Consider the following 19,556-nt stretch of genomic DNA (forward strand, 5'->3'; position numbering starts at 1 on the left):
ACAACAAAGGAGTGTTTTGGAATGGAAAAGTCGTTGAGAAATGTCGCAAGCAAGAAGAGATTTTTGCATCTGGTTCCAATCGCTTTCATTACCTACAGCCTTGCCTATTTCGACCGGGCGAATTACAGCTTTGGCGCAGCGGGCGGAATGGCGCACGATTTAAATATAACTACAGGTGTTGCCTCCTTTTTATCGGCATTATTTTTTCTCGGTTATTTCTTCTTTCAAATTCCGGGCGCGGCGTATGCAGAAAAAAGAAGTGCCAAGAAGCTCGTATTTGTCAGCCTGATTCTCTGGGGCCTGCTTGCTTCTGCAACCGGTCTGGTCCATAATGTCGCATGGCTGTATCCGATCCGGTTCTTCCTCGGTGTCGTGGAATCTGCCGTGATGCCGGCAATGCTCGTCTTTTTGAGCAACTGGTTTTTAAAAGAAGAGCGTTCCCGTGCCAACACCTTCTTAATTTTGGGCAATCCTGTCACCGTTTTATGGATGTCCATTGTTTCCGGTTATTTGTTAAAGGTGCTTGACTGGAGGGGAATGTTTATTGTGGAAGGAATTCCGGCCATCGTTTGGGCATTTTTCTGGTGGAAGCTGGTTGAAAATAAGCCGGAAGAAGCAAAGTGGCTGACGGATGAGGAAAAGGAAAACATCGCATCTGAAATGAAAGAAGAACAAAAAGGAATGATCAAAGTAGCGGGGTATAAAGAAATGTTCCGCAATAAAACGGTGCTCATTCTCGCGGTTCAGTATTTTGCATGGAGCATCGGCGTCTACGGATTTGTCATGTGGCTGCCGTCCATGATAAAAGCGGCCTCCCATATGGATATTGTGGCAACGGGCTGGCTGTCTGCCGCTCCATACTTACTGGCGACAATCGGGATGATCGCTGTTTCCTATTTTTCCGATAAAACGCTAAATCGCAAAACATTTGTCTGGGTATCGCTATTGATCGGCACCATTGCCTTCTACGGTTCTTATTTGATCGGTTCATCAAATTTCTGTTTCTCTTACGCGCTGCTTGTCATTGCGGGAGGCGCCATGTATGCACCATACGGGCCGTTTTTCGCAATCATGCCGGAAATTTTGCCGAAAAATGTATCAGGAAGTGCCAATGCGTTTATCAACAGCATGGGTGCTTTAGGCTCTTTTGTTGGCGCATACATTGTCGGATTTTTAAACGGGGCAACAGGCAGCACGCAGGCATCTTTTATCTTTATGGCGATCTCGCTCCTTGTCTCGGTTCTGTTAACCTTGATGGTCCGGGCAAAAAAACAGGCGTCTCCCCTGGCGCCGGAAAATCTTGAAGCAAAGGCGGTTTTAAAATGAAGATTCAACTGGCATTAGATCGATTCACGATTCAGGAAGCAATCGAAATTGCAGCGAAAGCGGAAAAAGCGATAGAATGGATTGAAGTCGGCACATCGTTAATTAAAGAATTCGGCGTCAAAAGCATTTATGACATAAAAAACCGGTTTCCGGACAAAACGGTGGTAGCCGATATCAAGACGTTCGACAATGCGAAGTACGAATTTGAACTTTGTTTTCGGGCGGGAGCCGACATTGCGACTGTGATGGGGGCGGCCCCTCCTGTCACGCTCCGTACATGTTTGGATACGGCTGGGCAGTTTGATAGACAAGTGATGGTTGACCTTTTGAATACAGCGGCGCATCAACAGAAGGAGATTGCCCGTTTGGAAAACATCATCGTCTGCCAGCATATCAGCAAGGACCAGCAGGAAGAAGGCGGAGGCGGAACGTGGGGGCACCGCGCAGCATCACGCAACCAGCAGCTTGCAGTGGCCGGGGGCATTTCACTGGAAAATTTGGCTGCCGTCCGCGCCCTTCAGCCGGATGTGCTCATTATTGGTTCAGCAATCAGCAAGGCAAGTGATCCTTTGCTTGCGGCACAAAAGATAAAAGAAGCTTGGGAGGCATTGAAATGAATCGGGAAATAGAAGTCATTTTAAATGAAATTCAAACGGTGTTTTCAAAAATAGACGGGGAACAAGTGGAAAAGCTGGCGGATATGCTTGCTTCTCCGAAAAGCATTTTTGTATTGGGCGAGGGGCGTTCGGGGCTGATGGCCAAGTCTTTTGCTATGCGGCTCATGCATCTTGGTTTCCATGTGTTTGTCGTCGGCGAGACGATCACTCCTTCGATTCAGCCGGGAGATTTATTGATTGCAGTTTCTGGTTCCGGCACGACTTCCAATGTGGTGCAAGCGGCGGAAAAATCGAAAAAGAATGGTGTATCTGTTGTGGGTGTGACTTCTGATCCGTCTTCGAGACTTGCGCAAACTTCGGATAGCGTGGTTCATATTCCGTCTGCTACGAAATACCGGAGGCCGGGAGAAATTGAAAGCAGACAGCCGCTCAGCTCATTGTTCGACCAGTCTGTTCATCTGTTTTTTGACGCGGTTTGCCTGAAAATTGCCGAACAGCAGAAATCGGGGAATGAAGCAGCGTTGAACCGGCACAGCAATCTCGAATAGGGCGTTAAAAACAATAGGCCGGAGCAAGCCGGTAGATTTGGCCATTCGGCTTCTGAATAAGTGGAACACAGAAAAAAACAGCGGGTATGGCTTGTCTCATCCCATTGGATATGGGGCCGGATCTGGTTCATTCCGGTTGCGGACTGCTCGCTGTACCTTTTAAAGGATATACCGCGGATGAACAATCGATCCGCGGTTTTCCATTCTTTTATCCGGAACATTACACCGGCTGATTTTCATCCTCCTGCCGGCGCTATTTATCTTGTCGCCGGGCGATTACCCTGGAAATAGGGTCGTTCCTGCGCCAGTACGCATTCATTGCAGCATGGGCGCCTATCTCGGTGGGTGACTTGCTGGCACTGCATTCAATGGGTATGGCTTTCTCCCTGAAAATAGGCACTGGCTGATTTCTGTTCCTGCGCTGGTGCTGCATTCATTGCGGCATGGAGCCTATCTCGCTGGATGACTTTCATTCTACGGCTGGAGTCATATTCAAGCATGGCTGTCTATCCTGAAAATTTGCGACGGGATTTTCATTCTTCCGCTGGTACCAGATTCTTTGCGGCATTGGCGTCTGCCCTGAAAATAGGTACCGGCTGATTTCTGTTCCTTTGCACTGGTGCTGCATTTATTGCGGCATGGTGCCTATTTCGCTAAATGACTTTCCTTGTTCGGCTGATGCCGTATTCATGCATGGCTGTCTACCCTGAAAATTTGCGACGGGATTTTCATTCTTTCGCTGGTACCAGATTCTTTGCGGCGTTGGCATCTACCCTGAAAATAGGTACCGGCTGATTTCTGTTCCTGCACTGGTGCTGCATTTATTGCAGCATGTGTGCCGGGTCACTCGCTAGTGCCGCATTTAATGCAGCACGGGCGCCTATCTCGGTGGGTGACTTGCTGGCACTGCATTCAATGGGTATGGCTTTCTCCCTGAAAATAGGCACTGGCTGATTTCTGTTCCTGCGCTGGTGCTGCATTCATTGCGGCATGGAGCCTATCTCGCTGGATGACTTTCATTCTACGGCTGGAGTCATATTCAAGCATGGCTGTCTATCCTGAAAATTTGCGACGGGATTTTCATTCTTCCGCTGGTACCAGATTCTTTGCGGCATTGGCGTCTGCCCTGAAAATAGGTACCGGCTGATTTCTGTTCCTTTGCACTGGTGCTGCATTTATTGCGGCATGGTGCCTATTTCGCTAAATGACTTTCCTTGTTCGGCTGATGCCGTATTCATGCATGGCTGTCTACCCTGAAAATTTGCGACGGGATTTTCATTCTTTCGCTGGTACCAGATTCTTTGCGGCGTTGGCATCTACCCTGAAAATAGGTACCGGCTGATTTCTGTTCCTGCACTGGTGCTGCATTTATTGCAGCATGTGCGCCGGGTCACTCGCTAGTGCCGCATTTAATGTAGCACGGGCGCCGGATTCTTCACTCTTCTTCCCGCATTTGCAGCGCCCGATTGGCATTCCGGACATCGTTGTTCAGCAATTGACTTAAGTTGTAGGCCTGGTACATGCCGTGTTCATGCATATAGTTGAATATACGCGCATGCCAGTCGATCGCGCTGTTCAAATGGCGTACAAGCACGGTGCGCAATGCCGGCGTGGCTGTTTCTGTAATTGCAGTGGCATAATTTCGTACAGCCGTTTTGGAAGCGGTCAGCAGTTCACCGGCCTGAAAACCGGGATTGGTTTGCCGCTCCTCGTTTTCTTCTATTTCCTCTTCCCGCGGCGCCTGCGGATAAAACTGCAGAAGGTCGCGAATATTTTTTTCAAGTGCCCGGATCGAAAACGTATACAGTTCCCGGAGCCCTGCATCGGACACATTTCTTACGACTGATTTAAACCGGATCAAACAAATCGTCTGGGATGCAACCAGCTCATGAATTTCCAATGTTTCATGCCAAGCTAACGTTCTTGCCACAATAACCCCTCCTTTTTCTCTCACACGTTCCCATTTGTATGCAAACAGCTCGCACATGTGCCTGTTTGACCGGAAACCGAAATATTTTTACATTTCTTTTTGATTTGCTATGATAAGGATTGAAATCTGAAGAGAAAGGCGGAGGTAAGATGGAAAAACAAAGAAGACTCGGCAAATCGGATTTGTATGTCAACCCGGTCGGCCTCGGCACAAATGCGGTCGGCGGACATAATATTCACCCGAATCTCAATGATGAAACCGGGAAAGAAGTTGTGCGCACGGCAATTGACCACGGCATCAATTTTCTTGACACTGCGTTTATTTACGGGCCGAAACGTTCAGAAGAGTTGATCGGCGAGGTGCTGAAAGAACGTGGTGGCCGTGACAAAGTCGTGCTCGCCACAAAAGGTGCACATAAATTTGTCGATGGAAAAGTGGTGTTCGACAACTCCCCTGCATTTTTAAAAGAAGCGGTCGAAAGCAGCCTGAAACGCCTGCAAACCGATTATATTGATTTGTTTTATATCCATTTCCCGGATGACCATACTCCGAAAGACGAAGCAGTCGGCGCCTTAAAAGAACTGAAAGATGAAGGGAAAATCCGTGCAATCGGTGTTTCCAATTTTTCCATTGAACAATTGAAAGAGGCAAACAAAGACGGATATGTCGATGTGCTGCAGTCGGAGTACAATTTATTCAAACGCGAGGCTGAAAAAGACTTACTTCCGTACACAGCGGAAAACGGTATTTCGTTTATCCCGTATTTTCCGCTCGCATCCGGGCTGCTCGCCGGCAAATATACAAAAGATACCAAATTTGAAGGCGGCCGTGCGAAAAATCCGCTTTACCAAGGGGAAACCTATCTCCGTAATTTGGAAAAGGTTGAAAAGCTCCGCCCGATTGCGAAAGAAAAAGGCGTGGATGTCGCACATGTTGTCCTTGCTTGGTATCTCTCCCAGCCTTCCATTGATGCTGTCATTCCGGGTGCCAAACGGCCGGAGCAGGTGATTGACAATCTGAAAACATTGGAAGTCAGCTTGACGGAAGCGGATGTGCAAAAGATCAGCGCCATTTTTCAATAATGTATTTCCACGGTGGAAAAATGTTTTTTGTTGATTGACGCATTTTCCTGTCTTATACTTAAATTAGTATGGCTAAAGGAGTTGGGAAAATGGGTGTCATGGATCTGATCAAATCGCGCCGTTCCATCGGCGTGACAGACAATAAAGAGGTGCCCGATGATGTGATTGGAACATTGCTCGAAGCTGCCACATGGGCGCCAAACCATAAGAAAACAGAACCGTGGAAATTCCGCGTGTTTAAAGGAGAAGGGCGTGTCAAACTCGGGGAGGAAATGGCTCGGATTGCAGCCCAGAAAGCGGAAGGCCTGAGTGAAGAAGAAGCGGCGAAAAAGATTGAAAAAGCGCGCAAAGGGCCACTGCGGGCGCCGGTGGTTATTGCGGTTGCCGTCAGCCCTTCCGGCATTGTTCCGGAAATTGAGGAAGTCGTTGCGACTGGTTGTGCGATCCAAAATTTGCTGCTTACGGCAACCGAGCTCGGTTTGGCTACAATCGTGAGGACCGGTGACATCGCGCATGAACCCGAATTGAAAAACTACCTGAACCTCGAACCGAAAGATAAAATTGCTGGGCTCATCTATGTTGGCTATCCGAAAAAGGAATTGGACATCAAAGCGCAACGAACCCCAGCAGAAGAAAAAACGCAATGGTTTGCTTAAACCCAAGCTTACCGGCTCTTATCATGGGCCGGTTCGCTTCTGCATGTTGAATTTTCTCAAAAATGGGAAGTTTCAGCCCGACGTTTTTGAAAGCGCACAATAAAGGCTGCCTTGCAAAACCCTGACACGACCGCAGAGGCGTTTGCACATACGGTTTGTTTTTTTGCCGGCAGCAAATAAGAAGATTGTGATATAATCAAATTTATACATAGATAAGGAGTTGATCGGTATGGATCAAAGCCCGAATGGACAAGAACTGAGTCGCGGGCTGAAAAACCGCCATATTCAATTGATTGCGATCGGGGGCGCAATCGGGACGGGGCTTTTCCTCGGTTCCGGTAAATCGATTCACTTTGCCGGCCCGTCTATTATGCTCGTATACTTCGTAATCGGCTTAGCTCTTTTCTTTATGATGCGGGCACTCGGTGAACTGCTGATGTACAAGCCGATTACCGGATCGTTTACCCATTTTGCCGAAACATTTATCGGACCGTGGGCAGGCTTTATTACCGGCTGGACCTATTGGTTTTGCTGGATTGTAACCGGCATTGCCGAAATTACCGCAGTCGGCATGTATGTTCAATTTTGGGTACCCGAATTGCCGCAGTGGATTCCCGCTTTGATTTGCGTCGCTGTTCTGTTTCTCATCAATATTGCGACAGTCAAAGCATTCGGGGAAATGGAATTTTGGTTCGCCATCATTAAAGTTGTGACCATTATTGCGCTCATTATTATCGGCATTCTCCTCGTGTTCGCCGGTTTTCAAAGCCATGGGGCACATGCCTCTTTTACGAACCTGTGGCAGCACGGCGGCTTTTTCCCGAATGGTTCTAAAGGGTTTCTGCTGGCGTTTGAAATGGCCATCTTTTCATTTGTCGGGATTGAACTGGTCGGCGTAACAGCCGGGGAAGCAGAGGATCCATCAAAGACGCTGCCAAAAGCGATCAACCAGATTCCGCTGCGGATTTTACTGTTTTATGTCGGCGCTTTGTTTGTCATCATGTCGATTTATCCTTGGAACCGGCTGAATCCGGACGCGAGCCCGTTTGTCCGGGTATTTGCCGATATCGGTCTTCCGGCTGCAGCAGGCATCATCAATTTTGTGGTGCTCACTTCGGCGGCTTCCTCGTGCAACAGCGGCATTTTCAGTACAAGCCGTATGCTGTATTCTCTTGCGGAAGACGGAAAAGCGCCGAAAATGTTTAAAAAGTTAAACAAGCGGAATGTCCCGGCACCTGCTCTGCTTGGTTCAACGATCATGCTGTTAATCGGCGTCGTGCTGAATTATTTTATGAAGAGCACACAAGTCTTTACGCTTGTCACAAGCATTTCGTCCATCTGTTTTGTTTGGGTATGGGGCGTCATTATGGTTGCCCACTTGCGTTTCCGGAAAAATATGCCGGAAGAAGCGGCCAAAATCTCCTTTAAATTGCCGTTTGCCCCGGTCATCAACTGGGTTGTACTCTTGTTCTTTGTCTTTGTCCTCGTTGTTCTCGGGATTGCAAAAGATACACGCGTTGCCCTATTTGTGACGCCGGTATGGTTCATTCTGCTTGTCATCGCTTACGGCCTAACACGAAAGAAGAAAAGCATTTAACCAGAAAAACCCGTTTGGAAAGGGATTTCCAAGCGGGTTTTTCTGGTGTTTTTAATCACTTCATCTATTATTTTATCCCTCTCATCAGCCGTTTGATGACCGGTGCATAGAGAAGCAGGAATATGCCCAAAATGACCGAAACAAGACCGACGCCGCCGAAGTAGATCACTTCATGTTTGGCGAGTTTGACAAGCTGGGCATTCAACGCTTGGGCCGCAGCATCAGACAAGTTCCAGAGACTGAGCATTTGCGCCGAAAATGCAGCTGGCGCCAGCTTCGTCGATACGCTCAAACCAACCGGTGACAAGCAAAGTTCCCCGATCACGACAAGGAAGTAGCTCAATACAAGCCAGAGCGGGCTCACAAGCGACGAAGAGCCGTTAAGGTAAGCCGGCACCATCATGACAATATAGGAAAAACCGGCAAGGATGAGCCCGAAAGAAAATTTAACCGGTGTGGACGGCTGCCTGTCTCCCAGCTTCACCCAAAGCGAAGCCAGAACCGGCGCAAAGACGACGATAAACAGCGGGTTAAGTGTCTGGAACCAGGACGGCAAAATATGGATGCCGGCAAAATTCAGCTGTGTCCGCTTGTCCGCATAGACGGCGAGCAAACTCGCGCCTTGTTCTTCAATCGCCCAGAAGACGATGGAAGCAATAAATAAAGGAATATAAGCCAAAATGCGTGAGCGTTCGTCTTTCGATGTTTTTTTGCTAAAGTACATCATAAAGAAGTACCAGGCAGGAATCAAAAATCCTAAAATGCTGACGATGGTAATAAAGCTGTTCAGATTTAAAATCCGTGTCGGAATGGTAATCGCCAGCAAAATAATCAGGACGACAGCTCCTACGCCGATTTTGGTGAAAGTCGATCTTCTTTCTTCCGGCGTCAGCGGGTTGTGCACGACAGAGCCGGCAAGCCCGAGATTTTTCTTTCTGGACATCACGAATGAGATCAAACCGAAAAACATTCCGATGGCTGCAATGCTGAAGCCGAGATGGTAATTGTACCCCTGGCCGATAGTCCCGACAATGATCGGCGCAAGGAAGGCACCGAGGTTAACCGCCATGTAGTAAATGCTGAAACCGGAGTCGCGGCGCAGGTCTTTTTCATCATACAATTCCCCGACGGTTGAAGCGGCATTTGGTTTTAACAAGCCTGTCCCAAGCACAATCAGCACCATAGAAACGATCAGCGCCGGGAACCCTCCCGGAAAGGACAACGCAATATGCCCGAGCATAATCAGCACCCCGCCGTAAAAAACGGTTCTGGCGGAGCCAAGCAGGCGGTCTGCAATCCAGCCGCCGATAATCCCCGACATGTAAACAAGCGCGCCGTAAATCGAAGCAATCGATGCGGCTGTTGTCGGATCCAATCCCAACCCGCCGTTTGACAGGCGGTCATACATGTAGTAAATCAGAATCCCTTTCATCCCATAGTAGGAGAATCTCTCCCAAAACTCTAAGAAAAATAAAGTCGACAATCCTTTTGGATGACCGAAAAATCCGGTCTGTGGAAAAGTTTCCAGAACTTTTTTCTTGTCGATTGTTGACATGCCATTGCCTCCTTGTAAACATCACATATTGGCATAATTTGTGAAATTAACTGAAAAATAAGTGCTGGTTTTTTCGGGGAATAAATGCGATAGATAAAATATTAACGTAAAATGAGAAAAAAATAAAGATTAATTTTTTGGCAAATTTGTGTGCGCCATTGTTAAAAAAGGCTGGAACCCGCATGAAATAAAGGATTCTGAGCTAGGAAAATATTTAAAATGAATTTTTTTCCTAGATAAAGGAAATGTTTTCATAAATTAAAATAAAGGTAAATTTCATATAATTTATGTTAAAAGTAAGTTTCAGATGAAAGGAAAAACCTGCGGCAGCCACCGCAGGTTTTTCCTTTAGGATTCCCGGTTAAAATCGCATTCCTGTAAAGAAACGACTTTTGTCTTTTTCACACATTTATAAATGAGCCATACGGCAATAAAGATGGGGAGGCCGATATACGAGACAAATACGCTTCCCCACTTAATATGGTCTCCCAAAAATGCCTGGTAGTTTTGCCCGAGAATGACGACCGTACAAACGGCAAACGCAAATAGCGGGCCGAATGGGAACCATTTTGAACGGTAAGGCAGGTCGCTCAAAGCTTTGCCTTGTGCTACATATGCACGGCGGAATCGGTAATGGCTGATGGCAATGCCGAGCCAGGCGATAAAGCCGGATAAGCCGGATGCGTTCAGGAGCCAGTTGTACACTGCCCCGTCGCCGAAGAAAGATGCAAGGAAAGCAGCCGTTCCGACAAGCGCAGTGACAATCAGTGCATTCACCGGCACCCCGCGTTTATTCAGTTTCCCGAGGAATTTCGGCGCTTTGCCGTCGCGCGCAAGTTCCCAGAGCATCCGCGTTGACGCGTACATGCCCGAGTTGCCGGCAGAAAGAACAGCCGTTAAAATAATCGCATTCATGACAGAAGCCGCAAAAGCAATGCCGGCACGCTGAAATACAATTGTGAACGGGCTCATCGTAATGTCATCGGCGGTTAATCTCGAATCCGTGAACGGAATCAACAGGCCGATGACAAAAATCGCCAGAATATAGAAAAGCAAGATTCTCCAAAATACAGATTTCACAGCACGCGGAATGGTCTTTTCCGGATCTTCGCTTTCACCGGCCGCAACCCCGAGCAGTTCTGTTCCCTGGAATGAAAACCCGGCTGCCATAAAAACCCCGAGCACGGCCAGGAATCCGCCGTGGACTGGGCCGTCTGCAATCGTAAAGTTAGAAAAGCCGATTGTTTTTCCGCCCATAATCCCGAAAATCATCAGTGCGCCGACAATGATAAAGGCAATGACGGTTACGACTTTAATGATTGCAAACCAGTATTCAGCTTCCCCGAACCCTTTTACAGATAAATAATTTAATAAGAACATGATGAGAAGGCAAGCCGCACTCCACACGATCGAAGGCATGTGCGGGAACCAGAATTTCATGATAATGGTTGCTGCTGATAATTCGGCTGCGATCGTGATCGCCCAGTTGTACCAATAGTTCCAGCCAAGCGCAAATCCAAGTGCCGGATCAACAAATTTTGTTGCGTACGTGCTGAAGGTGCCTGCAACCGGCATGTAGGCGGCCATTTCTGCAAGGCTTGTCATTAAAAAGTACACCATGACGCCGATTAATGCATAAGCGAGAAGCGCACCGCCAGGCCCCGCGCTGTGGATTGCCCCGCCGCTTGCCAGAAAAAGCCCGGTTCCGATTGATCCACCGAGGGAAATCATGGTCAGGTGGCGGGATTTTAATTTCCGCTTCAGCTTCGTCAATTCACCCTTTTTTGCAACGGGAACCGCTCCGGCTGCAGTGCTTTGCCCATGATAGAAGTCATCCATCCTTGATTCACTCCTTTTTATATAGGAAGGAGCAGGGAATAAACAAAAATGCCGCAGTCGTGGAGACGCGGCATCAAAGCGTATACCCTCCATCAACCTTCCGAAGATAGCTCAACACATATGCGGGGGGGAAATCGCATATGTGACAGTTCTGTTCCTGTTCGGAAACAGCCCCAACATGGCACCGCGGGATCCGGCACCACGTTTCGGCAGCTTTTCCTTTCAACCGGAGTCTTAAACTTTACCCGTGTCTCGTCCGATTTACTCATAAAAGCTGCGACCTCTACCTCACCGGATTTGATGAGGATTTTTTATTCCATTTGATTTACATATTATTATAGTTATTTTTTTAGGGAAAATCAATAGAAAAGGAAGCAGAACGGGGTGGCAAAAATATATGGGATATAAAATGGGCTTAAGTTTTTACATCAAGCCCGGCACTAATTTGCATGATTGACTTTTTGCAGCGGGCAACAGCGCGGCAATATTTTGTCCATTTTATATACAGGCTTATTGGCAAACATCTGCCTCTCCGTGCGAAAACTGCAAACGCCTGATTGGGATGGTTCGTTGGCTGAAAAGGAGGGTCTACCGTTTTTCCGCGTGTACAAACAGGCAGGATGACAGCCTGATTCGTGTTTTTTTTCAAAAAGGCCTTTACATCTGCCTGCTTTTTTATATAATACAAATGAAAGTAAACTTAAAGTTTAATAAAACAGAACTTCCTTGCCTTTGAGTTTACAAATGCTAAACAAATGGGAAGGGCTTATGATGGAAATTGGGAAAAAGATTAAAAACTTAAGGTTGAAAAAAGGACTCACCCAGGAGGAACTTGGAGAGCGCACGGATTTAAGCAAAGGCTACATTTCCCAGCTTGAGCGGGATTTAAGCTCCCCCTCGATTGACACGTTTTTTAATATATTGGAAGTGCTTGGCTGCACGCCAAAAGAATTTTTTGATGAAGAAGAGCGTGAACAAAAAGTGGTATACGGGGAAGAAGACCAGACCGATTATCTCGATGAAGAGCGCGGGTATAAAATCCAGTGGCTCGTCCCGGAGTCGAATGAAAAGGAAATGGAACCGATCCTGCTCACGCTTGAGGAAAAAGGGGAGTTTAAAACCTTTGAACCTTCTTTATCGGAAACCTTTGCCTATGTATTAGAAGGCCGGATTGCGGTGCGGCTTGGCAAACGCCTGTACCGTGCGAAAGCCGGAGAAGCCATTTATTATCATGCATCCGATGAGCATCAGATACTGAATGACGCGGAAGGCCGGTCCAGGCTTGTGCTCGTTGCCACGGAATCGTATCTGTAGGCTGCATGCGGAAAGAAGAGGAGGACAGCAATGAACAGCGATATCATCATTCGTTTTGACCATGTCACGAAACAATACGACGATGATCCTGCTATTTTGGATGACGTCAGTTTTGAAATTGAACGCGGAAAATTCTACACCCTGCTCGGGCCGTCGGGTTGCGGGAAAACAACCATTTTGCGCCTGATTGCAGGATTTATTGCGCCGACAAAAGGAAATATTTACATCAACGGAAAAATCGTGAATGACGTTCCGGCCAACCGGCGCCAGGTCAATACCGTTTTCCAGGATTATGCGCTGTTTCCGCATTTAAATGTGTATGAAAACGTCGCGTTCGGGCTGCGCATTAAAAAAATGAAGGCGGCTGTGATTGACCAAAAAGTAAAAGAAGCCTTGAAGTTTGTGAACCTGGAAGGCTATGAAAACCGGGAAATCAGCGAAATGTCAGGCGGGCAGCGGCAACGGGTCGCGATTGCGCGCGCGATTGTCAATGAACCGGAAGTGATTTTGCTGGACGAACCGCTTTCCGCTTTGGATTTGAAGCTGAGGACAGAGATGCAGTATGAACTGCGCGAACTGCAGCGCCGCCTTGGCATTACGTTTATTTTTGTCACGCACGACCAGGAAGAAGCGCTTGCGATGAGCGATGAAATTTTTGTCATCAATAACGGGAAAATTCAGCAGAGCGGGACGCCGACCGATATTTATGATGAACCGATCAACCGCTTTGTGGCGGACTTTATCGGTGAGTCCAATATCCTTCCGGGGAAAATGATCCGCGATTATCTTGTGGAATTTAACGGCCGTGCGTTTGAATGCGTAGACCGCGGCCTTAACCCGAACGAGCCGGTTGAAATTGTCATCCGCCCGGAAGACCTGGAGATCACGACGCCGGAAAAAGGAAATTTGAAAGTGCGGGTGGATACCCAGCTGTTCCGCGGCGTCCATTATGAAATTTGCTGCTACGATGAAGAGGGAAATGAATGGCTTGTCCACTCGACAAAAAAAGCAAAAGTCGGGGATACGATCGGCCTTTATTTTGAACCGGAAGCGATCCACGTGATGAGATTCGGCGAAACGGAAGAGGAATTCGACCGGCGCTTGGAAGCGTACGATGAGGTCCGGCCATGAAAGTGAATGCACGCGCTTTTTATCTCGTTCCGTATTTGCTGTGGATCCTTCTTTTTGTAGTCTCACCGATTTTGCTCATTCTCTATTATTCTTTTTTTGATATTGAAGGGCATTTGTCGCTTGTCAACTATGAAAAATTTTTTACGCCCGTTTATTTGAAAATGGCGCTGAGCTCTTTTTGGTATGCATTTTTGATTACGGCGTTTACGCTTTTAATTTCGTATCCGACCGCCTATCTTTTGACAAAATCGCGGCATAAGCAGCTCTGGCTCTTATTAATCATTTTGCCGACATGGATCAATTTGTTGTTAAAAGCGTATGCGTTTCTCGGGATTTTCGGCACATTCGGCCCGGCCAACTCGTTTCTTGAATGGATTGGCATTGGGCAAAAGCAGATTTTATTTACAGACTTCAGCTTTTTGTTTGTGTCCACTTATATTTTTATCCCGTTTATGATTTTGCCGATTTATAACGCGCTTGAAGAACTGAACCCGGTCTTTATGGATGCGGCACGCGATCTTGGCGCCTCGAAATGGACCACGTTCCGCCGCGTTGTGTTTCCGCTCACGCTGGACGGCGTCAAATCGGGGTGCCAGGCGGTCTTTATTCCGTCTCTGTCACTCTTTATGATTACGCGCCTGATTGCGGGAAACCGTGTCATTACGCTCGGTACGGCAATTGAAGAGCATTTCCTTGTCACACAGGATTGGGGGATGGGGTCCACGATCGCCGTCTTTTTAATCATTGCCATGGTCGTCATTATGATTGTGACCAGCAACCGGAAGTGAGGGATGAAGTTGAGAAAAAGATGGAAATGGTCAAACTTGTATCTGATATTTGTATTTATCGTCCTTTACGCGCCGATCTTTTATTTAATGTATTATTCGTTCAACAAAGCAGGGAACATGCATGAATTTACCGGTTTTACATGGGAATGGTACAAGGAAGTGTTCCAGGACACGCGCCTTGTGATCATTGTCATCAACACGCTTGTGATTGCGCTTCTCGCATCCGCGATTTCAACGGTGATCGGTGTGATGGGGGCGCTCGCGATCCGGTTTGTGAAAAGAAGAAGAACGAAAAATGCGCTGCTTTCGCTCAATAATGTGCTGATCGTAAGCCCGGACGTCATTATCGGCGCTTCGTTTCTGATTTTATTTACGATTGCAGGAATCAAGCTCGGCTTTACGTCTGTTCTCGTTTCGCACATCGCTTTTTGCATTCCGATTGTTGTGTTGATGGTGCTGCCGAAACTGCAGGAAATGAGCCCGACTTTGATGGATGCGGCGCGCGACCTCGGGGCGAGCCAGTGGGATGTGTTGTCAAAAGTGATTCTCCCGTATATTACGCCCGGTATTTTTGCCGGTTTTTTCATGGCGCTCACGTATTCGCTCGATGATTTCGCCGTCACCTTTTTTGTCACCGGGAACGGCTATTCCACGCTTTCCGTTGAAATTTATTCACGGGCGCGCCAGGGGATTTCACTCACGATTAACGCGCTGTCAACGCTGCTCTTTTTCTTCTCCATTATCCTTGTGATCGGGTACTACCTTATTAACCAGCGCCAGGCCCGCACGAACGGAATGGGGGTTAAAAGATGAAACAGTTGTTGCGTGTTTTCATTGCGATACTCGTGGTTGCCCTTGCCCTGCAGTTTCTCGCCGGGCGCATGAACCAAACGGAAGGCTACGCAGGCGGCAATACGCTTACGATTTACAACTGGGGGGATTATATCGACCCCGCCTTGATTAAGAAATTTGAAAAGCAGACCGGCATCAAAGTCATTTACCAGACTTTCGATTCGAACGAAGCCATGATGACGAAAATCTCCCAGGGCGGCACAACGTTTGATGTTGCGGTTCCGTCCGAATATATGATCGAAAAGATGAAAAAGGAGAACTTGCTGATTCCGCTTGATCATTCGAAGTTGCCGAACTTGAAATATATCGACCCGCGCTTTATGGATTTGCCGTTTGACCCGGGAAATAAATACTCGGTGCCTTATTTCTGGGGGACGGTCGGGATTGTATACAATTCAAGCATGCTCGGCGGCAAAAAAATTACAAGCTGGGATGACCTGTGGGATCCCGATTTGAAAAATCAGATTCTGCTTGTGGACGGCGCCCGCGAAGTGATGGGGATGGGGCTCAACAGCCTGCATTACTCGTTGAATGACACGAATGAAAAACATTTGCAGCAGGCAAAAGCAAAACTTGACCGGCTGATGCCGAATGTGAAAGCGATCGTCGGTGATGAAATCAAGATGCTGCTGGCCAATGGAGAAGCTTCGCTCGGGGTTGTCTGGTCGGGAGATGCGGCTGAAATCATGTCGGAGAATAAAAAGCTGAACTATGTTGTGCCGAGCGAAGGCTCCAATCTCTGGTTCGACAACATGGTTATCCCGAAAACAGCGAAAAACGTAGATGGCGCCCTGAAGTTTATCAATTTTATGCTCGATCCGAAAAATGCCGCGCAAAACGCCGAGTACGTCGGTTATTCAACGCCGAACCAAGCGGCTTTGCAGCTTTTGCCAAAATCGATTTCCGGCGACCGCCGTTTTTATCCGGACGCTGCACTTACAAAGAAACTCGAAGTATATAAAAATCTTGGCAAGAAAAAACTCGCCCGCTATAATGAGCTGTTTTTGGAATTTAAAATGCATACCAAATAACGAAAGCCGTCCCGAATCCGCGGGGCGGCTTTCAAGTTGATCACGGGCGAAAATAACCGGCTGAATGTCTTTTCCAGCGGGCACGGACATCACTCGGGTGGTGATTGAGATATTTTTTGGAGGTTTCAAAAGGCCAAAAGCGGCTTGGGTAGTGTTCGAAATGTCCTTTTGAAGAGCTCAAAGGGACAAAAGCGGCTTGGTTGGTATTCGGAATGTCTTTTTGGAGGTTTCAAAAAGACAAAAGTGGCCTGGTTGGTGTTCGAAATGTCCTTTTGGAGGGCTCAAAAGGACAAAAGCAGCTTGGGTAGTGGTCAAAATGTCCTTTTGGAGGTTTCAAAAGGCCAAAAGCGGCCTGGGCAGCGATCGAAATGTCCTTTTGGAGGTTTCAAAAAGACAAAAGTGGCCTGGTTGGTGTTCGAAATGTCCTTTTGGAGGGCTCAAAGGGACAAAAGGAACCCGGGCAGTGTTCGAAATGTCCTTTTGGAGGGCTCAAAAGGACAAAAGCAGCTTGGGTAGTGGTCAAAATGTCCTTTTGGAGGTTTCAAAAGGACAAAAGCGGCCTGGGCAGCGATCGAAATGTCCTTTTGGAGGCTTCAAAAAGACAAAAGTGGCCTGGTTGGTGTTCGAAATGTCCTTTTGGAGGGCTCAAAGGGACAAAAGGAACCCGGGCAGTGTTCGAAATGTCCTTTTGGAGGGCTCAAAAGGACAAAAGCAGCTTGGGTAGTGGTCAAAATGTCCTTTTGGAGGTTTCAAAAGGACAAAAGCGGCCTGGGCAGCGATCGAAATGTCCTTTTGGAGGCTTCAAAAAGACAAAAGTGGCCTGGTTGGTGATCGAAATGTCCTTTTGAAGGCTTCAAAAAGACAAAAGGACCCCGGTCAGTGATCGAAATGTCCTTTTGGAGGGCTCAAAGGGACAAAAGCAGCTTGGTCAGTGATCGAAATGTCCTTTTGGAGGCTTCAAAAAGACAAAAGGACCCCGGGTAGCGATCGAAATGTCCTTTTGGAGGTTTCAAAAAGACAAAAGTGGCCTGGTTGGTGTTCAAAATGTCTTTTTGGAGGGTTCAAAAGGACAAAAGTGGCTTGGGTAGTGTTCGAAATGTCTTTTTGGAGAGTTCAAAAGGACAAAAGGAACCCGGTTAGCCCCCAAAATGTCCTTTTGGAGCTCTCCAAAAAACCAAAAGGAGCATCCCGAACATGATCATCACAGGTATGAAGACAAAAGTGTTCCCTGCCCGCCCCCAGAAATGTCTTTCAAAGCGGGCATGAAAGACAAAAGGGACCCGCCCGCCAATAGAAATGTCCTTCATCGAGATTATGAAAGACAAAAGAGAAGCGATCGAGGGTCCAAATGTCTTTCATCAATTGAATGAAAGACAAAAGAGAGACGTCAGCCCTCGGAAATGTCCTTCATCGCGGGCATGAAGGACAAAAGGGCCCCGCCCGACGGCAGAAATGTCCTTCATCAAAGTTATGAAAGACAAAAGGGGATCGTTCGAGTGTCCAAATGTCTTTCATCAATTGAATGAAAGACAAAAAAGAGACGGTAGCCCGCGGAAATGTCCTTCATAGCGGGCATGAAGGACAAAAGGGACCCGCCCGCCAATAGAAATGTCCTTCATCGTGGTTATGAAAGACAAAAGGGACCCCGCTCACCCCCGGAAATATCCTTCATCGCAGCCATTTGGGCGACCCGCGTTCTTGGCCATAAAAAAAGCAGGGTCTGGCCCCACTTTCGCCTTACGCTCTTCGTTTTTCCATATCAATATACAAATTCCGGTATGCATTCGATTCCGCCTGCATGCCGAGTTCGTGATAAATTTTTGACAACCATTTGACCGGGGTTGGGTCGTTTTCCCGCAACTCCATTTCCCAGCTGAAACAGTCAAGCGCCTTGTCGTATTGCCCAAATTCAAAATACAATTCTCCGAGCAGCGATTGCTTGTCGGGATCGTCCGCCATTTGGTGCATTTGCTCCACTTTGCGGATGGCCGGCAAATGCCCCGCTGCTTTCTTGAACGGAAGCAGCCATTCCATTATATAGGAAGTGTCCCGGTGCTGTAACAAATATGAAATGCACTTTGCCGCAAATTTCTCTGCCTGTGCCGGGTGCCCGGAAAAAAGTGGGGCAAGCCGGTTCAGCGTTTCCACATCTGTATGGCCATCCGGGCTCCATGATTCAAGCATATTTTCCACTTTTTCCGCCTGTTTCGCACTAAGCTGAATCTGTTCCTCAAGCATCATCGGGATCATTTTTTCCAGTTGTTTTGTCTCAATATAAAACTTCAGTAAATCCTGCTGCAGCGGTTCAAACTGCCGGATGCGGGCATAAAGATTTTCCAAAATGGCCATTTTTTCCGCCTGTTCAAAAAGCGCCTCCAGCCGCTCAAGAAGGGCTTTGTAACCGGCATCGGATGGCGCCGCCTCCATCTGTTCAAGGCTTAACGCGATTTCGTCCGCCCACCGGTTTTGCGCCCGCAGCAGGCTGCAAAGTTTTGCAAAAGCATCGGTATCCGGCATTTTCTCATATAAAAGTTTTTCGGCATAAAGGGGGTCTTTCCGGATCAGTTCGGGTGAATAGGATTGAAAGAGTTTGTCGTACTTAATCAGATTTAAATCGCGGGACATTTGCTTGACCCAGCTTTGCTTCGGCGCAAAATCTTTTAAGATGCGGAGGATGCGCGCGCACTGCAATAGCTGGCCGTTGCGGCGGTATTCGTAAAAGATGGACTGGATATATTCAAAGAGCTTCCGTTTCGGGACAAACGATTCGAAAAACGTGGCAATCCAGGCGGCTTCAAGTGGCGGGAACAGTTTCTCCATTTTGCCGGTAAGCTGGGCAAAATGAACGGTTTTAAAAGAGCAACCCGGCTGGAAAAGCAAATCAATCAGCGGATGGGGAGGCTCCAGCACAATGCAGTCACGGAAAGCCTGCGCCACTGCGGACTGCCGTTTCATTTTGGCGGCGGGTACCGCGTTCAAATAATGGTCCTTGTAAAAAATCACATACCACAGGCGGCCATCATCACCGGTTGCCTCGACAAATTTGCCCTGCAAAAAAACGGCCATCCTTTCTATATCCGCGTGAATCACGTGTTTGCGGTCTGTAATGGTCAATTGGGCTGCCATAAAATCCCCTCCTTGATAGTTTGATTATACCATACGAGAGCGGGATTGCGACCATCGGATATTCCGTAGCAGGCTCACGATTTTGAAGGATTGCGGGTTGTTCCAAGAAAGATTTTAGGCCCGTTTTTGGCGCTGAACCACCGTTGGCAGGCAAAAGATCCGTG

At 47.7% G+C, this 19,556-nt stretch carries 15 protein-coding genes and 1 riboswitch; of the genes, 11 read left to right on the top strand and 4 right to left on the bottom strand.

What is annotated here, in order from left to right; all coding sequences use genetic code 11:
* Nucleotides 1–21 precede the first annotated feature (21 nt).
* The 3 genes from NSU00_RS01895 to hxlB are packed head-to-tail and all read left to right on the top strand — an operon-like array spanning nt 22 to nt 2,491.
* Nucleotides 22–1,326 carry an MFS transporter gene (locus NSU00_RS01895; RefSeq protein ID WP_017550901.1) on the top strand — a complete coding sequence of 435 codons (1,305 nt, stop codon included), beginning with the start codon at nt 22–24 and terminating at the stop codon, nt 1,324–1,326.
* The gene (gene hxlA, locus NSU00_RS01900) at nt 1,323–1,943 is read left to right on the top strand and encodes a 3-hexulose-6-phosphate synthase (protein ID WP_328229485.1); all 621 of its coding nucleotides are present in this window, start codon (nt 1,323–1,325) and stop codon (nt 1,941–1,943) included. Before NSU00_RS01895 ends, hxlA begins: the two co-directional genes overlap by 4 nt.
* On the top strand, nt 1,940–2,491 hold the full coding sequence (hxlB, locus tag NSU00_RS01905) for a 6-phospho-3-hexuloisomerase (RefSeq protein WP_014096325.1): 552 nt from the start codon (nt 1,940–1,942) through the stop codon (nt 2,489–2,491). The genes hxlA and hxlB overlap by 4 nt, the downstream gene beginning before the upstream one ends.
* Before the next feature lie 1,435 nt (nt 2,492–3,926).
* Here the strand turns inward: hxlB and NSU00_RS01910 are convergent.
* Nucleotides 3,927–4,421, bottom strand: a complete 495-nt coding sequence (locus tag NSU00_RS01910) for a spore coat protein (RefSeq protein ID WP_445684483.1) — start codon at nt 4,419–4,421, stop codon at nt 3,927–3,929.
* Nucleotides 4,422–4,570: 149 nt separating this feature from the next.
* Between NSU00_RS01910 and NSU00_RS01915 the strand changes: the two genes are divergently transcribed.
* The 3 genes from NSU00_RS01915 (at nt 4,571) to NSU00_RS01925 (ending at nt 7,756) form a co-directional block, all read left to right on the top strand.
* Entirely contained in the window at nt 4,571–5,503 is a 933-nt protein-coding gene (locus NSU00_RS01915) for an aldo/keto reductase (protein ID WP_340703311.1), read from the top strand.
* Nucleotides 5,504–5,592: 89 nt separating this feature from the next.
* Nucleotides 5,593–6,159 carry a nitroreductase family protein gene (locus NSU00_RS01920; RefSeq protein WP_340703312.1) on the top strand — a complete coding sequence of 189 codons (567 nt, stop codon included), beginning with the start codon at nt 5,593–5,595 and terminating at the stop codon, nt 6,157–6,159.
* Between the two features lie 229 nt (nt 6,160–6,388).
* Nucleotides 6,389–7,756 carry an amino acid permease gene (locus NSU00_RS01925; protein ID WP_340702227.1) on the top strand — a complete coding sequence of 456 codons (1,368 nt, stop codon included), beginning with the start codon at nt 6,389–6,391 and terminating at the stop codon, nt 7,754–7,756.
* Nucleotides 7,757–7,823: 67 nt separating this feature from the next.
* Here the strand turns inward: NSU00_RS01925 and NSU00_RS01930 are convergent, their stop codons facing one another.
* Together NSU00_RS01930 and NSU00_RS01935 are read right to left on the bottom strand one after the other, a co-directional pair.
* Nucleotides 7,824–9,311 carry a peptide MFS transporter gene (locus tag NSU00_RS01930; protein WP_340703313.1) on the bottom strand — a complete coding sequence of 496 codons (1,488 nt, stop codon included), beginning with the start codon at nt 9,309–9,311 and terminating at the stop codon, nt 7,824–7,826.
* A 348-nt stretch (nt 9,312–9,659) separates the two neighbouring features.
* A complete protein-coding gene (locus NSU00_RS01935; protein WP_340703314.1) occupies nt 9,660–11,150 on the bottom strand; it encodes an amino acid permease in 1,491 nt (496 codons plus the stop codon).
* Nucleotides 11,151–11,249: 99 nt separating this feature from the next.
* Nucleotides 11,250–11,444: riboswitch (Lysine riboswitch) on the bottom strand.
* Between the two features lie 477 nt (nt 11,445–11,921).
* Here NSU00_RS01935 and NSU00_RS01940 point away from each other — a divergent pair.
* Genes NSU00_RS01940 through NSU00_RS01960 form a run of 5 tightly spaced genes read left to right on the top strand, consistent with a single transcriptional unit; the run spans nt 11,922 to nt 16,266 of the window.
* Nucleotides 11,922–12,464, top strand: coding sequence for a helix-turn-helix domain-containing protein (locus tag NSU00_RS01940; RefSeq protein ID WP_026684611.1), 543 nt, complete (start codon nt 11,922–11,924; stop codon nt 12,462–12,464).
* A gap of 30 nt (nt 12,465–12,494) precedes the next feature.
* Entirely contained in the window at nt 12,495–13,595 is a 1,101-nt protein-coding gene (locus NSU00_RS01945; RefSeq protein ID WP_017553709.1) for an ABC transporter ATP-binding protein, read from the top strand.
* Nucleotides 13,592–14,383, top strand: coding sequence for an ABC transporter permease (locus NSU00_RS01950; protein ID WP_340703315.1), 792 nt, complete (start codon nt 13,592–13,594; stop codon nt 14,381–14,383). Before NSU00_RS01945 ends, NSU00_RS01950 begins: the two co-directional genes overlap by 4 nt.
* A 3-nt stretch (nt 14,384–14,386) precedes the next feature.
* Nucleotides 14,387–15,196 (top strand): ABC transporter permease, encoded by an 810-nt coding sequence (locus tag NSU00_RS01955; RefSeq protein ID WP_017553711.1) that lies wholly within the window; start codon nt 14,387–14,389, stop codon nt 15,194–15,196.
* The gene (locus NSU00_RS01960; RefSeq protein ID WP_019720134.1) at nt 15,193–16,266 is read left to right on the top strand and encodes an ABC transporter substrate-binding protein; all 1,074 of its coding nucleotides are present in this window, start codon (nt 15,193–15,195) and stop codon (nt 16,264–16,266) included. Before NSU00_RS01955 ends, NSU00_RS01960 begins: the two co-directional genes overlap by 4 nt.
* A gap of 1,737 nt (nt 16,267–18,003) precedes the next feature.
* Here the strand turns inward: NSU00_RS01960 and NSU00_RS01965 are convergent.
* A complete protein-coding gene (locus tag NSU00_RS01965; RefSeq protein WP_029142180.1) occupies nt 18,004–19,392 on the bottom strand; it encodes a hypothetical protein in 1,389 nt (462 codons plus the stop codon).
* Nucleotides 19,393–19,556 lie beyond the last annotated feature (164 nt).

This window comes from Weizmannia sp. FSL W8-0401 (assembly GCF_038009125.1).
GTDB classification, from domain to species: Bacteria; Bacillota; Bacilli; order Bacillales; family Bacillaceae_C; genus Weizmannia; species Weizmannia coagulans.

Bases quoted from the DNA above. Each gene is read 5' to 3' on its own strand.
- NSU00_RS01895 (WP_017550901.1), top strand. From the start codon at position 22: ATGGAAAAGTCGTTGAGAAATGTCGCAAGCAAGAAGAGATTTTTGCAT.
- hxlA (WP_328229485.1), top strand. From the start codon at position 1,323: ATGAAGATTCAACTGGCATTAGATCGATTCACGATTCAGGAAGCAATC.
- hxlB (WP_014096325.1), top strand. From the start codon at position 1,940: ATGAATCGGGAAATAGAAGTCATTTTAAATGAAATTCAAACGGTGTTT.
- NSU00_RS01915 (WP_340703311.1), top strand. From the start codon at position 4,571: ATGGAAAAACAAAGAAGACTCGGCAAATCGGATTTGTATGTCAACCCG.
- NSU00_RS01920 (WP_340703312.1), top strand. From the start codon at position 5,593: ATGGGTGTCATGGATCTGATCAAATCGCGCCGTTCCATCGGCGTGACA.
- NSU00_RS01925 (WP_340702227.1), top strand. From the start codon at position 6,389: ATGGATCAAAGCCCGAATGGACAAGAACTGAGTCGCGGGCTGAAAAAC.
- NSU00_RS01930 (WP_340703313.1), bottom strand. From the start codon at position 9,311: ATGTCAACAATCGACAAGAAAAAAGTTCTGGAAACTTTTCCACAGACC.
- NSU00_RS01935 (WP_340703314.1), bottom strand. From the start codon at position 11,150: ATGGATGACTTCTATCATGGGCAAAGCACTGCAGCCGGAGCGGTTCCC.
- NSU00_RS01940 (WP_026684611.1), top strand. From the start codon at position 11,922: ATGGAAATTGGGAAAAAGATTAAAAACTTAAGGTTGAAAAAAGGACTC.
- NSU00_RS01945 (WP_017553709.1), top strand. From the start codon at position 12,495: ATGAACAGCGATATCATCATTCGTTTTGACCATGTCACGAAACAATAC.
- NSU00_RS01950 (WP_340703315.1), top strand. From the start codon at position 13,592: ATGAAAGTGAATGCACGCGCTTTTTATCTCGTTCCGTATTTGCTGTGG.
- NSU00_RS01955 (WP_017553711.1), top strand. From the start codon at position 14,387: ATGAAGTTGAGAAAAAGATGGAAATGGTCAAACTTGTATCTGATATTT.
- NSU00_RS01960 (WP_019720134.1), top strand. From the start codon at position 15,193: ATGAAACAGTTGTTGCGTGTTTTCATTGCGATACTCGTGGTTGCCCTT.
- NSU00_RS01965 (WP_029142180.1), bottom strand. From the start codon at position 19,392: ATGGCAGCCCAATTGACCATTACAGACCGCAAACACGTGATTCACGCG.